This is a genomic window from Mycobacterium alsense, from assembly GCF_002086635.1.
GTDB classification, from domain to species: Bacteria; Actinomycetota; Actinomycetes; order Mycobacteriales; family Mycobacteriaceae; genus Mycobacterium; species Mycobacterium alsense.
The window spans coordinates 46855-61271 of sequence record NZ_MVHD01000017.1 but is presented as its reverse complement, the minus strand read 5'-3'; the positions used below and the strand labels follow the sequence as shown (position 1 = coordinate 61271).

At 69.0% G+C, this 14417-nt stretch carries 14 protein-coding genes; 5 read left to right on the top strand and 9 right to left on the bottom strand.

Translation table 11 applies throughout. From position 1 onward, the window contains the following. Positions 1–135: 135 nt before the first annotated feature. The 3 genes from BST11_RS12390 to BST11_RS12380 all read right to left on the bottom strand — a co-directional run bounded on the left by BST11_RS12390 (position 136) and on the right by BST11_RS12380 (position 3449). Positions 136–1332, bottom strand: coding sequence for a cytochrome P450 (locus tag BST11_RS12390; RefSeq protein ID WP_083138257.1), 1197 nt, complete (start codon positions 1330–1332; stop codon positions 136–138). After that, on the bottom strand, positions 1329–2321 hold the full coding sequence (locus tag BST11_RS12385; protein WP_083138256.1) for an LLM class flavin-dependent oxidoreductase: 993 nt from the start codon (positions 2319–2321) through the stop codon (positions 1329–1331). Before BST11_RS12385 ends, BST11_RS12390 begins: the two co-directional genes overlap by 4 nt. Before the next feature lie 66 nt (positions 2322–2387). Further along, a complete protein-coding gene (locus BST11_RS12380) occupies positions 2388–3449 on the bottom strand; it encodes an NAD(P)H-dependent amine dehydrogenase family protein (protein ID WP_372509714.1) in 1062 nt (353 codons plus the stop codon). Positions 3450–3605: 156 nt separating this feature from the next. Here BST11_RS12380 and BST11_RS12375 point away from each other — a divergent pair, with 156 nt between their 5' ends. Together BST11_RS12375 and BST11_RS12370 are read left to right on the top strand one after the other, a co-directional pair. Continuing rightward, positions 3606–4700, top strand: coding sequence for an NAD(P)H-dependent amine dehydrogenase family protein (locus BST11_RS12375; RefSeq protein ID WP_083138290.1), 1095 nt, complete (start codon positions 3606–3608; stop codon positions 4698–4700). Between the two features lie 19 nt (positions 4701–4719). Then, complete coding sequence (locus BST11_RS12370) at positions 4720–5919, top strand: MalY/PatB family protein (protein ID WP_083138254.1); 1200 nt, start codon at positions 4720–4722, stop codon at positions 5917–5919. 42 nt (positions 5920–5961) lie between these two features. On the opposite strand, the gene BST11_RS12365 is transcribed toward BST11_RS12370, so the two are convergent. After that, a complete protein-coding gene (locus BST11_RS12365) occupies positions 5962–6690 on the bottom strand; it encodes a DUF2652 domain-containing protein (protein WP_067320948.1) in 729 nt (242 codons plus the stop codon). 109 nt (positions 6691–6799) lie between these two features. Between BST11_RS12365 and BST11_RS12360 the strand changes: the two genes are divergently transcribed. Continuing rightward, positions 6800–7705, top strand: coding sequence for a haloalkane dehalogenase (locus BST11_RS12360; protein ID WP_083138253.1), 906 nt, complete (start codon positions 6800–6802; stop codon positions 7703–7705). Between the two features lie 76 nt (positions 7706–7781). Here the strand turns inward: BST11_RS12360 and BST11_RS12355 are convergent, their stop codons facing one another. Beyond that, positions 7782–8510 carry a 3'(2'),5'-bisphosphate nucleotidase CysQ gene (locus tag BST11_RS12355; RefSeq protein WP_083138252.1) on the bottom strand — a complete coding sequence of 243 codons (729 nt, stop codon included), beginning with the start codon at positions 8508–8510 and terminating at the stop codon, positions 7782–7784. 163 nt (positions 8511–8673) lie between these two features. Here BST11_RS12355 and BST11_RS12350 point away from each other — a divergent pair, with 163 nt between their 5' ends. Beyond that, positions 8674–9222 (top strand): hypothetical protein, encoded by a 549-nt coding sequence (locus BST11_RS12350; protein ID WP_169834904.1) that lies wholly within the window; start codon positions 8674–8676, stop codon positions 9220–9222. 7 nt (positions 9223–9229) lie between these two features. Here the strand turns inward: BST11_RS12350 and BST11_RS12345 are convergent, their stop codons facing one another. Next, a complete protein-coding gene (locus tag BST11_RS12345) occupies positions 9230–10405 on the bottom strand; it encodes a thiolase family protein (protein WP_083138250.1) in 1176 nt (391 codons plus the stop codon). A gap of 136 nt (positions 10406–10541) precedes the next feature. Here BST11_RS12345 and BST11_RS12340 point away from each other — a divergent pair, with 136 nt between their 5' ends. Continuing rightward, entirely contained in the window at positions 10542–11669 is a 1128-nt protein-coding gene (locus tag BST11_RS12340; RefSeq protein ID WP_083138249.1) for an NDMA-dependent alcohol dehydrogenase, read from the top strand. 95 nt (positions 11670–11764) lie between these two features. On the opposite strand, the gene BST11_RS12335 is transcribed toward BST11_RS12340, so the two are convergent. The 3 genes from BST11_RS12335 to htpG all read right to left on the bottom strand — a co-directional run bounded on the left by BST11_RS12335 (position 11765) and on the right by htpG (position 14411). Next, positions 11765–12124, bottom strand: coding sequence for a bleomycin resistance protein (locus BST11_RS12335; RefSeq protein WP_083138289.1), 360 nt, complete (start codon positions 12122–12124; stop codon positions 11765–11767). Positions 12125–12188: 64 nt separating this feature from the next. Beyond that, the gene (locus tag BST11_RS12330; protein WP_083138248.1) at positions 12189–12404 is read right to left on the bottom strand and encodes a hypothetical protein; all 216 of its coding nucleotides are present in this window, start codon (positions 12402–12404) and stop codon (positions 12189–12191) included. Positions 12405–12464: 60 nt separating this feature from the next. Then, positions 12465–14411, bottom strand: a complete 1947-nt coding sequence (htpG, locus tag BST11_RS12325) for a molecular chaperone HtpG (protein ID WP_083138247.1) — start codon at positions 14409–14411, stop codon at positions 12465–12467. Positions 14412–14417 lie beyond the last annotated feature (6 nt).

The following is a 14417-nucleotide window of genomic DNA, read 5'->3' as shown; positions in this document are numbered from 1 at the left end:
CCGTACCCGAGAGGAAGGCATGTTGCCTTCTCCAAGTCGATATCGCATGCGATAGCGATAGCGCATGCGATAGCGACTTGCAGAAGATGTTGTGCCAACTCGCGCCGGGACACGTGTGACTGATGTGACGAACGGCTAGCCCGTGAAGACCGGCAGCTTCGACCATCCGCGAACGCTGGACGTGTGCGCCTTGCGCGCGTTGGCGTAGTCGACCTCCCACTCCGGCCAGCGCTTGAGGACCTCCTCGAGCGCGACCCGCGCCTGCATGCGCGCCAGCGCCGAGCCCAGGCAGAAGTGCAGCCCATGACCGAAGCTGAGGTGGGTGGCTCCACGATGGATGTCGAACCTGTCCGCCTCGGGATACCGGCGCTCGTCGCGGTTGGCGGAACCGTTGAGCAGCAACATGATCGAGCCCTCCGGGACCGTCGTGCCGTGGCATTCGACGTCGCGGGCGACGTAGCGCGCCTGCACCGGCGAGGGCGCCTCGTAGCGCAGCACCTCCTCGATGGCCATCGGGATCAGCGACGGGTCCTCGACGAGCTGGCGCCGCTGGTCGGGATGTTCGGCCAGCAACTGGCCGGTAAACCCGATGAGGCGCGTCGTGGTCTCGTTGCCGGCGCCGGCGATCATGCTGGTGTACAGCAGCACCTCGGAGCGAGTCAGCCGCCGCGTCCCGTCACCGTCCTCGACTTCCGCGTTGAGCAACTGCGTCATCAGGTCGTCGGAGGGGTGGTCCACCCGCCAGTCGACGTAGTTCGCGAACAGCTCATGGCTGTGCTCCAGAAAGTCTTGCGGAACAGTGCGGAACGTGCCCTCCTTGAGGGTGAGCTGGCTGCCCCCCTTGTCGCGGATCGCCTCCTGGTCGTCCTCGGGGATGCCCAGCAGGTAGCCGATGGTGCGCATCGGCACCATCGCGCCCAGGTTCTCGACGAAGTCGAACCTGCCCGATCCGACCAGCGGGTCGAGCGCCCGTACGCAGAACGCCCGGGTGAGCGGCTCGATGGCCTCCATGCGCCGGGGCGTGAAAACCTTTGAGAGCACGTGGCGATGGACGTCGTGGATCGGCGGGTCCTCGAACAGGATGACGCCGGGCGGCAGGTCGATGCCGCTCATGATGATGTCCATGGTGGTGCCGCGCCCCGAGCGGAAGACGTCGAAGTTCATCAGCTCGCGGGAGACGTCGTCGTAGCGGCTCAGCGCGTAGAAGTTGTACTTGTCGTTGCGGTACAGCGGGGCCTCGTCGCGCAGCCGCTTCCAGATCGGGTACGGGTCGTCGTCGATGTCGAAATCGAAGGGGTCGTAGTAAACCTCGGCGGTGCTTGCTCCGGTCATAGCGGCGTCTTTCTCTCGGACAGGGCCTCGGGCAACACCACGTCGCCCACGCGCTTGAGGTAGGGCCACGCGACCTCCGGCGGCAGGCCGCCGCACAGCGGCGCCAGGTTGAGGATCTGCCCGGCGCGCACCCGCGAAATCGCCTCGGGCACAGAGATGATCACGTGTGACGCCGACGCCTCGCGCAGCTCGGCCACGGTGCTCACGTGCGAGAACCCGGCCGAGGTCTCGTTGCCGGGATTCCACTCGGCGTAGGTCTTCACGTCGTGCAGCAGGTGCTCGCCGAGCTCCGACCAGGCCTGGTCCACGTCGTCGGCGACGAAGACGACGGACGGGTGGTCCCGGTCGGGCAGCAGCGTCGGCCCCGGCTCGTGGCCGTGCTCGCGGCAGGCGGCCTCGTACGCCTCGGCCATGCCCGGCACGTTGGCGTTCGCCAGCAGGCCCAGCCCGTACCTGCCCGCGCGCCTCGCGGCCGCGACGCTGCCGCCGCCCCACGTCAGGCCCGGCCCGCCGGCGGTGTGCGGGCGCGGGGTCACGGTGATGCGCCGGCCGTCGCGGTTGACCGTCTCGCCGGCGAGCAACGGGCGCAGCAGCGCGAGCTTTTCGTCGGCGATTCGCCCGCGCTCGCGCAGCGCGACGCCGAAATGCTCGAACTCCTCGGGCCGATACCCCAAAGCCAGGATGTACGACGCCCGACCGGCGCTGATGATGTCGAGCACCGCCATGTCCTCGGCGAGCCGGACCGGGTCGTAGAACGGGAAGATCAGGATCAGGCTCAGCGCCATGCGCCGCGTGCGCGCGGCGACGGCCGAGGCCAGCAGGAAGGGGGACGGCAGGTAGCCGTCCTCGGACCCGTGGTGCTCGCAAAACACCGCGGCCAGGCCGCCGTGGTCCTCGGCCCACGCGCACATCTCGGGCACGGCGCCGTACAGCGCGACCGCCGGCGCCCCCCAGGACGGGGCGCGCATGTCGAAACGCAGCGTGAACACCCAATCTCCTAGATAACCTAATATTTGTGCCACACGGTACGTGGCCCGCGAGAGCCGCGTCAACGGTTAGTCAAAGGCGTGCCGCGGCAAAGTCGTCGGGATGTCCAGCGAGCTGAGCAGGCCCGGCGCCGCGTCGACGACGTAGGGGATCGCGTTGACCACCCGCATGGCCGTGGACGCCATCGCCGCGCGGCCGGCGCCGTGACCCTCGGCCTCCCCGAGGGTCAGCACGCAGTGGATGTCGGGATCGCCCTCGATGTCGACCCGATACGTGGCGTCGCACTCCGAAGCCGGCCAGTCGGGGGCGACGTCGCGGGCCATCCGGATGACGTGCTCGATCACGATGGCCTCGCGCCCGTTGACCACCCCCGCGGCGCGGCTGCGCACCGCCCCGCAGGTGCCGGCCTTGACGGTGCCGAACGCCACCTCGATGTCCCGGTCGGTCAACTCCCGGTCGAAGAAGCCGCGCACCGCCTCCACTTCCACCCCGAGTCCGCTCGCGATGAGGTATATCGGTGCCTTCCAAGCCATTTCGATGAAGCCCGGCTGCTTCATCATGGGGTCGAAGTCCAGCGGCCGCCCGAACCCCAACCCGTCCATCATCACGTCGGCGACCGGGTAGTGGTCGTTGAGCGCGACCTCGCTGGCCGTGATCGTCCGGATGTTCTTGGACTGCGTCGTCATCAGCAGCGCCAGCTGATCGGACGCGAAGCCGGGGAAGATGCCCGAGGCGTAGAACGAGGCGCCCCCGGACCTGGCCGCCGCCTCGAGCTGGTCGCGCCAGTCCGGGGCGAAATACGACGGCGGATGCACCAGGCCGGTCGACGAGGTCGACACCACGTTGATGCCCGCTTTCAGCAGTCGCAGGTAGTCGGGCACGGCGCCGCCGTCGCGGTCGGGGCCGCTCGCGGCGTACACCACGGCGTCGGGCGCCAGCGCGATCAGCGCGTCGGCGTCATTCGTGGCCGCAACCCCCAGGGGCTCGACGCCGGCCAGCTCGCCGGCGTCCCTGCCGACCTTGTCGGGCGAATGCACCCACACGCCAACCAGTTCCAGGTCCGTCCGGCGGCGGATGGCGTCGATCGCGATCGACCCCACTCCCCCCGTCGACCACACGACAACACGCATCGGCACTCTCCTCATTCGTGGGTGCCCCAACCTAACATTTGGTCGTTAGGATAGTGTACGCTCTCTTAAGCGTGGCATCGGCCGTGAGCCGGCGACGTAAACACAACGGCCGCCGGGGCTTTCGTCGTGTTCGCGACGCACCGAAGGAGGCACATGATGACGGCTCACCGCGTGGTGGTGTGGGCGACGGGCGGCATCGGGTCGATTGCGATCCGCACCATTCAGCAGCGCCCGAATCTGGACCTGGTCGGCGTCTGGGTCCACTCCGAGGAAAAGGTCGGCAAGGACGCCGGCGAACTCGCCAACGGCGAGCCGATCGGCCTCAAAACCACCAACGACGCGGACGCGTTGATCGCGCTGAAGCCCGACTGCGTGATCTACGCGGCCAGCGGCCCGGAGCGCGACGCCCTGGCCATCCCGGATTATGTCCGGCTGCTCGAGGCCGGGATCAACGTCGTCACAACCAGCACCACGAGGCTGGTCAACCCGCACGCCTATGAGCCCGCCGAGTGGCGCGACCAGCTGGTCGCGGCGGCCAAGCAGGGCCAGGTGTCGCTGTACGCCTCGGGCATCGAGCCGGGCTTCGCCGCCGACTACCTGCCGTTGGTGCTGTCCACCCAGTCGTCGTCGATCGAAAAGATCCACGCGTTCGAGATCGGCCTGTACGACGACTACGGGGTGCCCGACATCATGAGCGACGCGCTGGGATTCGGGCGTCCGCTCGATTACCAGCCCTGGATCGGCTTTCCCGGCGCGATCGCCGGCGAGTGGCAGGGCCAGATCCGGCTGGTCGCCGACGCGCTCGGCGTCGAAGTCCAGGAGGTCCGCGAGCATTTCGACCGCGCGGTGACCAACCGGACGCTCGAGGTGGCGATGGGCACGGTCGAGGCCGGCACCTGCGGCGCGCTGCGGATGAAGGCGATCGGCGTGGTCGACGGCCGCGAGGCCATCGTCATCGAGCACGTCACCCGGCTCGCGCACGACGTCGCCCCCGACTGGCCCACCGGGATCGGCGACCTGTCGTACCGCATCACGATCACCGGCGACCCCGACATCGACTGCACCCTGGCCGCGACGCTGAAGGATCCCCGCAAGGCCGGCGTCGCGGGCATGACCTCCGGGGCGGGCGCGATGGTCGCCACCGCGATGCGTGTCGTCAACGCCGTGCCGTATGTCGTTGCCGCGGAACCGGGGCTGTTGAGTTCGGTCGACCTGCCGCTGACGATTCCCCAGCACGCGTTCGCCACCTGATCTGCCTTACTCTGCCCGGGTGACGGTTAACCCGCTCGAGGAACTGACGCTGGAGCGACTGCGCCTCCGCACCAGCATGAAGTGGCGCGCGCACCCCGGCGACGTGTTGCCGCTCTGGGTCGCCGAGATGGACGTCAACCTGGCGCCGCCGATCGCCGACGCCCTGCGCCGGGCGGTCGACATCGGCGACACCGGATACCCGTGCGGCACGGCGTTCGCCGAGGCGGTGTCCGAATTCGCTTCGCGGCGTTGGCAATGGCACGACCTGGAGGTCGGCCGCACCGCGCTCGTTCCCGACGTGATGCTCGGCGTCGTCGAGATGCTGCGCCTGGTCACCGACCGCGGCGACGCCGTCGTCGTCAACCCGCCCGTGTACGCCCCGTTCTACGCGTTCGTGTCGCACGACGGGCGCCGCGTGGTCGAGGCGCCGCTGGGCCCCGACGGCCGAATCGACTTGGGCGCCTTGGAAGAGGCGTTCGCGCGCGCCGGCGCGCCGGGCGGCAGGGTCGCCTACCTGTTGTGCAACCCGCACAACCCGACGGGCGCGGTGCACACGGCCGACGAGCTGCGCGGGGTGGCCGGGCTGGCCCGGCGGTTCGGGGTGCGGGTGGTCTCCGACGAGATCCACGCGCCCGTCGTCCTGGCGGGCTCGCGGTTCGTCCCGTACCTGACCGTGCCCGGCGCGGAGGACGCCCTGGCGCTGACGTCGGGATCGAAGGCGTGGAACCTGTCCGGGCTGAAGGCGGCGTTGGCGATCGCCGGCCCGGACGCGGCCGCGGACCTGCGCCGGATGCCCGAGGAGGTCGGCCACGGCCCGAGTCACCTGGGCGTCATCGCGCACGCCGAGGCGTTCCGCGGCGGTGGCGACTGGCTCGACGCGCTGCTACGCGGCCTCGACGCCAACCGCGCCCTGCTGGGCGACCTGGTCGACGAGCACCTCCCCGGCGTGAAATACCTGTGGCCGCAGGGCACTTACCTGGCGTGGCTGGATTGCCGCGCGCTCGGTTTGGCAGAGGAGGCGGCCGACGGGCTGGCGGTGGTCGCCGACCTGGCCGGGCCGGCGCGCTGGTTCCTCGACCACGCCCGCGTCGCGCTCAGCTCCGGCCACGTCTTCGGCACCGGCGGGGCCGGGCACGTGCGGTTGAACTTCGCCACCTCGACGGCGATCCTCGGCGAGGCCGTCGCGCGCATGGGCCGAGCACTCGAGCGCGCCCGCTAGCGCAATTGCCCTCGAAAATCTCGCTTTTCGGCTAGGTGGAATTCAAGCGGGAATGTCCTCGGCGCCGCGGTCGAGGTTGCGGAAGCCCGCCGCGGGTTTCTTGAGGCCCAGCAGGAACGGCAGCGAGTTCAGCTCGAACTTCGCCGTCGCCCCGACCCGGCCGAGGAAGCCCCGCCCGGGCAGCACCGGGGGCACCTCCGACGTGGCCAGGTCGATGTAGTGGGTCGACGTTTCCCCGATGCCCTCGAAGTGGTGGGTCAGCGGCTTGCACATCCCGCGCACCGGGTCGTCCAGACACGCCGCGACCGGGTCGGTCATCAGCACGTATTCGGGCACCGGCACCGAATTCTTCAGCATCCGGTGCAGCAGGATGACGTCGAAACCGGCCAGTTCGGCGTGCCGCTTGACCCGTTGCTCCGCCACGTCGCCCAGGTGGACGACGAACTTGAGCGACAGGTTGTCCAGCTGCGAACAGCTGGCGCACTCGCAGGCGATGTCGCGCTTGAACCGCTCGCGCTTCGCGAGGAACGACTGCCGCATCCGTGACAGCCGGTCGCACACCAGCACTTTGGCGTTTCCGTCGGGCTCCCAGAAGAACGCGGCGTCGCCCTCGAGTTTGGCCAATTTCAGACCTTTGCCGGCGTCGATGACCGACTCCAGCAAGCCGGCCACCGTCTGCTGCGCGTGCGCCAGGTGGGTCCGGTTCCACTGCATGTAATGCGTGTATCCGCCGATGTCGGCGATGAGCAGAACGGCGCGCCGGATGGCCATGATGTGCGCAGTCTAGTGGTTGCCGATCAGCGTCTCAATGAATCTGCCTCTGGACGAAATCGTTCCGCCGCGAGAGGCTTGCAGGCGAGCCACCCCTGAGGAGCCGAATATGGATGTGCTGCGAACCCCGGACTCCCGATTCGAAAACCTGGAGGGCTATCCGTTCGTAGCGAATTACGTTGACGTGGCGGCAAGCGACACCCCGCCGTTGCGCATGCACTTCCTCGATGAGGGTCCGTTCGACGGCCCGCCGATCGTGCTGCTGCACGGGGAGCCCACGTGGAGCTACTTGTACCGCACGATGATTTCGCCGCTGACCGACGCCGGGCACCGCGTGCTGGCGCCCGACCTGATCGGCTTCGGCCGCTCCGACAAGCCCCGCCGGGTCGAGGATTACACCTACCAGCGCCACGTCGACTGGGTGACCTCGTGGTTCGAGCGCCTCAACCTGAAGGACGTCACGCTGGTCATGCAGGACTGGGGGTCGCTGATCGGCCTGCGCATCGCCGCCGAGCAGGGTGACCGCATCGCCCGGCTGGTGGTGGCGAACGGCTTTTTGCCCACGGCGTCGCGGCGCACGCCGCCGGCGTTCTACGCCTGGCGCGCCTTCGCGCGCTACTCCCCCGTGCTGCCCGCCGGACGCATCGTCTCGGTGGGCACGGTCCGCAGGGTCCCGGCCAAGGTGCGCGCCGGGTACGACGCCCCGTTCCCGGACAACACCTATCAGGCCGGTGCCCGCGCGTTCCCTCGGTTGGTGCCGACGTCGCCGTATGACCCGGCGATCCCGTCCAATCGGGCGGCCTGGAAGGCCTTGGGCGGCTGGGAAAAGCCCTTCCTGGCCATCTTCGGCGCGCGCGATCCCATCCTCGGGCACGCCGACCGCCCCCTGATCAAGCACATCCCCGGCGCGGCCGGCCAGCCGCACGCGCGCATCAACGCCAGCCACTTCATCCAGGAGGACGCCGGACCGGAGCTGGCCGAGCGCGTGCTGTCCTGGCAGCATTCCCACCACTAGCCCCGTTGCCCGGGCCGAGCGTCGAGTTGTTGTCGCGATCGCGGCCCGAACGGCACAACAACTCGACGTTGGGCGCTCAGCCGGTGACGGCGAGCACCGCCGCGGCCAGCTCCGGGCGGCACACCACCAGGTCGGGCAGCTTGGGGTCCGGCCGGTTGTAGGCCAGCGCCGACCCGTCGATGCGGGAGGTGTGCAGGCCGGCGGCCCGCGCCACGGCGACCGGGGCGGCCGAGTCCCACTCGAACTGGCCCCCGGCGTGGACGTAGACGTCCGACAGGCCCTGGACGATCGAGGCGACTTTGGCTCCGGCAGAACCCATTTCCACCAGGACGCCGTCCAGCGCGTCGCGGACGGAAAGCGCGATCGCGGGCGGGCGGGTGCGGGAGACCACGATGCGCGGCCGGTCGGGGGCGGCGGGCGGCGCGGCGACGACGGGCGTCGCCAGCGTGGCCCCCTGCGCCGGCAGCGCCACCGCACCGGCGACCAGCTCGCCGGCCTGCCAGAGCGCGACGTGCACGGCCCAGTCGTCGCGGCCGAGCTCGGAGAATTCGCGCGTCCCGTCCAGCGGATCGACGATCCACACCCGCTCCGAGCGCAGCCGCGCCGGGTCGTCGGCGCCCTCCTCCGACAGCACCGCGTCACCGGGCCGCTCCCGGGTCAGCGCCTCCATCAGGAAGTCGTGGGATCGCTTGTCGCCCGCCGCTTTTCGCTCGCCGGCGTCGGCGTCGGCGAATTCCTGCCGAACCGCCAGCAGCAGCCGCCCCGCCTCGGTGGCCAACCGCGCGGCCAGTTCGTGGTCGTCCATGAATCGTCAATCCTCAAGTCGGTAGTGTTGACCAAATTTACCGTGCTTGACTCGCGCGGCGACCCCCACCCGAGCACGCCGCTTCTGGCCTAATCTGGTGAATGTGAGCGGGGGCAGCGTCACATCGTCGAGTCGATTGCGGTTTCCGGGGGGAAACCGGGGAGTGGCCGGTGCCGTCGTCGTGGTGCTGCTGATCGGCGCGGCGGCGTTCGCGGGGTTCAAGCTGACCCACCGCAACGACGGCGCGGCCGCGCCGACGACCCCGCCTGCCCCGCCGACGTACTTCGCCATTCCGGGTTGTTACAACCCGTCGGTGCCGCCGGTCGAGCGCCCGAAGAAGCTCAACGTCCTGGGTTGCGCCAGCGTAGCCGTTGCGCTGCAAGACATGTCGTGGACGTCATGGGGCCCGGACGGCGCCGACGGCAGCGGTACGGCCGTCTTCAAGATCTGCGACCCGAATTGCGCGACCGGGTATCAACTGACCGACCCGGTCGTGGTGCACGCGTGGAATCCGCAGCCGCCGCGCCCCGACGCGATCTGCCCGAGCGGGCTGAAGATCTTCGCCGACATGGTCCTGGCGTTTCCCAAGGCGCTCCCGCCGCCGTCCGCGCAGAAGACGAACGCGCAGTACAACGGGATGCCCGCCGCGCACTACGTCGACTACTCGGGCGCCCGCGACGCCCAGTTCATCGGCTACACGTTCTGCAACTAGGCGGCCGTCAGACCTCGATCACGACGGCGCCGCCCTGACCGCCGCCCGCGCACATCGCGGCGACGCCGATGCCGCCGCCGCGGCGGGCCAGCTCGTAGGTCAGCGTGGTGACCATCCGCGCGCCCGATGCGGCGATGGGGTGGCCGAGGCTGCAGCCGCTGCCGGAGAAGTTCACCTTCTCCTCGTCGAGGCCGTGCTCGCGGCACGCGGCGATCGGCACGGAGGCGAACGCCTCGTTGATCTCCCACAGCGCAACGTCATTGACCGACAGCCCGGCCCGCTGCAGCACCTTGCCGATCACCTTGACCGCGCCCAGGCCGGTGTCCCTCGGCGGCACGCCCGCGGCGGCCCACGCCCTGACCGTGCCCATCACGTTCAGCTTCTCGGCCACGGCGTAGTCACGGTCGACGAGCGCGACGGCCGCGGCCGCGTCGTTGGTGCCGCTGCTGTTGCCCGCCGTGATCGAGAATCCCTCGATCTCGGGGTGCAGCACCTTGAGCGCGGCCAGCTTCTCGACGGTGGTGTCGCGGCGGGGATGCTCGTCGACGGAGAACTCGGTGACCGAACCGTCGGGCTGGGTGATCTTCAGCGGGACGATCTCGTCGAGGAACTTGCCGGCATCGATGGCCGCGATGGCGCGCTGGTGCGACCGGGCGGCCCAGGCGTCCAGCTCCTCGCGGGTGATGCCGACCTCCTGCGCGGTGTTCCACCCGACCGTGATCGACATGTCCTTGGTCGGGGCGTCCGGCGCCTCGACGTGGGTGGGCGGCAGCCAGCGTTCCTCGAACTTCAGCTCGGGGCCGGGGATGCGCTGGTTCATCAGCGGCGTCATCGACAGCGACTGGACCCCGCCGGCGATGAGGACGCGTTCCATCCCGGAGCCGATCTGGGCCGCGGCGTTGCCGATGGCGGTGAGGCTGCCCGCGCAGTGCCGGTTCACCGACTGACCGGGGATGTCCTCCAGTCCCGTCGCCGCGGCCGCGTAGCGGGCCAAATCCCCTCCGCCGTAGTGGGATTCGGCGAAGATCAGGTCGTCGATCGCGGCGGGGTCGATGCCGCTCCTGCGCACGACCTCGGGAAGCAACGTGGTGATCAGCGTCTCGGGCGGCGTGTTGACCAGGGTCCCCTTGAAGGAGCGGCCGATCGCCGTCCTGGCGGCTCCGACGATCACGGGTGTAGCCATGTTCTCAACCTCGCTGGGGTCTTGGGACTCGCGGTTTTGGGACTTCGTCGCTGCGAATCGTAACAAATACCGTATGGGCAATAGTAAATGCCCTAAGTTCACTCGGGAGGGCCGTGCGAGGAACGGGAGGCGGACCGTGAAAACCAAGGGCGCCCTGGTCTGGGAAGTGAACCGGCCGTGGTCGGTCGAGGAGATCGAGATCGGTGATCCCCGCCGTGGCGAGGTGACGGTCCAGCTGGAGACCGCCGGCCTGTGCCATTCCGACCACCACCTGCTGACCGGCGACTTCCCCATCCCCAGCTTTCCGGTCCTGGGCGGTCACGAGGGCGCGGGGATCGTCATCGAGGTCGGCGAGGGCGTCGAGCACCTCGCCGTCGGCGACCACGTGGTGATGTCGTTCATCCCGTCGTGCGGCACGTGCATTCCGTGCCAGACCGACCGGCGCAACCTCTGCGACCTCGGCATGGGCCTGCTGTCGGGTGCCTCGGTCTCCGACGGGTCGTTCCGGGTGACGGCCGGCGGCCGCGACGTCATTCCGATGTCGCTGCTGGGGACCTTCGCGCCCTATGTGGTGGTGCACCACACCTCGGTGGTCAAGGTCGACCCGGCGATCCCCTTCGAGGTGGCCTGCCTGGTGGGCTGCGGGGTGACGACGGGCTACGGCTCCGCGGTGCGCAGCGCGGGGGTGGCGCCCGGCCAGGACGTGGCCGTCATCGGCATCGGCGGCGTCGGCGTGGCCGCGCTGCAGGGCGCCCGGATCGCCGGAGCCCGGCGGGTGTTCGCCGTCGATCCGGTGGAATGGAAGCGCGAACAGGCGCTCAACTTCGGCGCCACGGAGGCGTTCGCGGATGTCGCCGGCGCCTTCGCCGGCATCGCCGAGGCCACCGCCGGCCGCATGTGCCACAAGGTGATCGTCACCGTCGGTCGTTGCGAGGGCGCCGAGGTCGAGTCGTGGCTGGGGCTGACCGCCAAGGGCGGGGTGTGCGTGCTCACCTCGATGGGCAGCGTGCTGGCCACCGACGTCACCCTCAACCTCGCGGGGCTGTCGCTGCTGCAGAAAAGCCTGCAGGGCAGCCTGTTTGGCGGTGGCAACCCGCAGTACGACATTCCCGAGATCCTCGAGCTCTACCAGCTGGGTCAGCTCGAGCTGGACGCCATGGTCACCCGCGAGTACACGCTCGAGCAGATCAACGACGGCTACCGCGACATGCTCGAGGGACGCAACATCCGCGGCGTCATCCGGTTCACCGACGCCGACCGCTGACGGGCCGCGGTCGATCCCGATGATCACCACCGCACTCAAAATCCGGCGCGACAGCTAGCGGCAGGTTCCGATGGGGAGGACGAGCCGGCCGCCGGTCAGCCGCGTCGTGAGCCGATGCGGTGTAGCGTCCCATCCGGATCGATATAGGCGAATTCCCTTAGACCGTAGGATGTCCCGTGCGGCGCGATCAAGCGCCCGCCCAGATCGTCCAGCGCTTGCCATTGCGCGTGGAGGGCGTCGGCGTCGCTGACGTAGAGGTACACGCTGGCGGCCGTGCGCTTGGGATCATGCTCGGCCCATTCGGTGAGGTGCATCGAAACGGATCCGCGGTCGACGAACCCGTAGCGCTCGGGACCGTCATAGCCGCGGGCGTCAAAGCCGAGCTTGCGGTACCGGTCCAGCGCGCTGTCCAGGTCTCGGACGGGAACGATCGGTGACACGGAGGCGAACTCGATTTCGGGCACACCAGAGTTTCTCAGGTGCCGGGCATCGGCGGAAAGGTCGACAAGCAGTAGGGGTTCAGCGCCGCAACGGACGGTGGCTGGCCGGGGCGGTGAAGCCTTCGGTGTCGTCGAAGAAGGCCCAGTGCCCGTCGTCGTCGACCTCCATGCGCCAGCCCAGTTCGGTGCTGCCGGCGCTGGCCTCGGTGAACCACGCGTGGGCGGCCTCCGCGCTGTCGAAATCCTGCGTCGCCACGACCTCGCCGTGGGGGTCGAGGATCCTGAACTTGGCCATTGCGTGTGGGTATCCCTTCCACCCGGCATCTAATCCCATTTCGCGCCGGCCGGCTAGGACTCAGACGGTGCGGGCCAGGCGGTCGGCGAGCAGCTCGGCGAACCGCGCCGGATCCTCGAGCGCGCCGCCCTCGGCGAGAAGCGCTGTGCCGTAAAGCAGCTCGGCGGTCTCGGCGACCGCCGCCAGCGCCGCATCGTCGGCCGCGTTCTTGTGCGCGTCCCGCAGGCGCGTGACGAGCGGATGGGTGGCGTTGAGTTCGAGGATCCGCTTGCCGACCGGAATGTCCTGACCCGACGCGCGATAAAGGCGCGCGAGCGCCGGGGTGATGCCGAAGGCGTCGGTGATCAGGCAGGCCGGCGAGTCGGTGAGCCGGGTCGACAGCCGCACCTCCTTGACGTGCTCGCTCAGCGTCTCGGTCAGCCAGGTCAGCAGGTCGGCGAACTCCTTCTGCCGCTCCTCGCGCTCGGCCTCGCTGGTGTCCTCGTCGGAGCCGAGGTCGACCTCCCCCTTGGCCACCGACTGCAGCGGCTTGCCGTCGAACTCGGTCACGGTCCCCACCCACACCTCGTCGACCGGGTCGGTGAGCAGCAGAACCTCGTAGCCCTTGGCCTTGAACGCCTCGAGGTGCGGTGACTTGAGCAGCTGCTGCCGGGTTTCGCCGGTGGCGTAGAAGATCTGCGTCTGGCCGTCCTTCATGCGTTCGACGTACTCGGCCAGGGTGGTGGGCTCCTCGTCGCTGTGCGTCGAGGCGAACGACGCCACCCGCAGCAGGGTGTCCTGGTTGTCGAAGTCGCTCAGCAGGCCCTCCTTGAGGACCCGGCCGAATTGGGTCCAGAACGTGCGGTAGTCGTCCGGGCGCTCGGCCTGCAGTTCCTTGATCGTGGACAGGACCTTCTTGGTCAGCCGGCGGCGGATCGCCTTGATCTGCCGGTCCTGTTGCAGCATCTCCCGAGACACGTTGAGCGACAAGTCTTGCGCGTCGACGACACCCTTGATGAAGCGCAGGTACTCGGGGATCAGCTCGTCGCAGTCGCCCATGATGAACACGCGCTTGACGTAGAGCTGGATTCCGGTCGCGGCGTCGCGGTTGAACAGGTCGAACGGGGCGCGCGACGGGATGAACAGCAGGGCCTGGTATTCGAAGGTGCCCTCGGCCTTCATCGCGATGACCTCGAGGGGGTCGTCCCAGGCGTGCGCGATGTGCTTGTAGAACTCCTTGTACTCCTCGTCGGAGACCTCGTCCTTGGGCCGGGCCCACAGCGCCTTCATCGAGTTGAGGGTCTCGATTTCGGTGGTGACCGTCTCCTCGCCACCCGCCCCTTCAGCATCCGAGCCGGCCGGTTCCCGCTTTTCGACCTCCATCCGGATGGGCCAGGCGATGAAGTCGGAGTACTTCTTGACCAGGTTCCGGATCTTCCACTCCGCGGTGTAGTCGTGCAGCTCGTCCTCGGCGTCTTCGGGCTTCAGGTGCAGGGTGACCGACGTTCCCTGCGGGGCGCCCTCGACGGATTCGATGGTGTAGGTGCCCTCGCCGCTGGATTCCCACCGGGTCGCCTCGCTCTCGCCGGCCTTGCGCGTCAGCAGCTCGACCTTGTCGGCGACCATGAAGCTCGAGTAGAAGCCGATGCCGAACTGGCCGATCAACTCCTCCGAGGCAGCAGCGTTCTTGGCCTCCCTGAGTTGCTGGCGCAGCTCGGCGGTGCCCGACTTGGCCAGCGTGCCGATCAGGTCGACCACCTCGTCGCGCGTCATGCCGATGCCGTTGTCGCGGACCGTCAGGGTGCGCGCGTCCTTGTCGGTCTCGATCTCGATGTGCAGATCGGACGTGTCGACGTCGAGGTCCTTGTTGCGGAACGCTTCCAGCCGCAGCTTGTCCAGCGCGTCGGAGGCGTTCGAGATCAGCTCCCGCAGAAACGAATCCTTGTTGGAGTAGACCGAGTGAACCATCAGATCCAGCAGTTGCCGGGCCTCCGCCTGGAACTCCAACTGCTCGACACGTGCGTTCATGACACT

Bases quoted from the DNA above. Each gene is read 5' to 3' on its own strand.
- BST11_RS12345 (WP_083138250.1), bottom strand. From the start codon at position 10,405: ATGGCTACACCCGTGATCGTCGGAGCCGCCAGGACGGCGATCGGCCGC.
- BST11_RS12365 (WP_067320948.1), bottom strand. From the start codon at position 6,690: ATGGCCATCCGGCGCGCCGTTCTGCTCATCGCCGACATCGGCGGATAC.
- htpG (WP_083138247.1), bottom strand. From the start codon at position 14,411: ATGAACGCACGTGTCGAGCAGTTGGAGTTCCAGGCGGAGGCCCGGCAA.
- BST11_RS12330 (WP_083138248.1), bottom strand. From the start codon at position 12,404: ATGGCCAAGTTCAGGATCCTCGACCCCCACGGCGAGGTCGTGGCGACG.
- BST11_RS12390 (WP_083138257.1), bottom strand. From the start codon at position 1,332: ATGACCGGAGCAAGCACCGCCGAGGTTTACTACGACCCCTTCGATTTC.
- BST11_RS12380 (WP_372509714.1), bottom strand. From the start codon at position 3,449: ATGCGTGTTGTCGTGTGGTCGACGGGGGGAGTGGGGTCGATCGCGATC.
- BST11_RS12375 (WP_083138290.1), top strand. From the start codon at position 3,606: ATGACGGCTCACCGCGTGGTGGTGTGGGCGACGGGCGGCATCGGGTCG.
- BST11_RS12355 (WP_083138252.1), bottom strand. From the start codon at position 8,510: ATGGACGACCACGAACTGGCCGCGCGGTTGGCCACCGAGGCGGGGCGG.
- BST11_RS12360 (WP_083138253.1), top strand. From the start codon at position 6,800: ATGGATGTGCTGCGAACCCCGGACTCCCGATTCGAAAACCTGGAGGGC.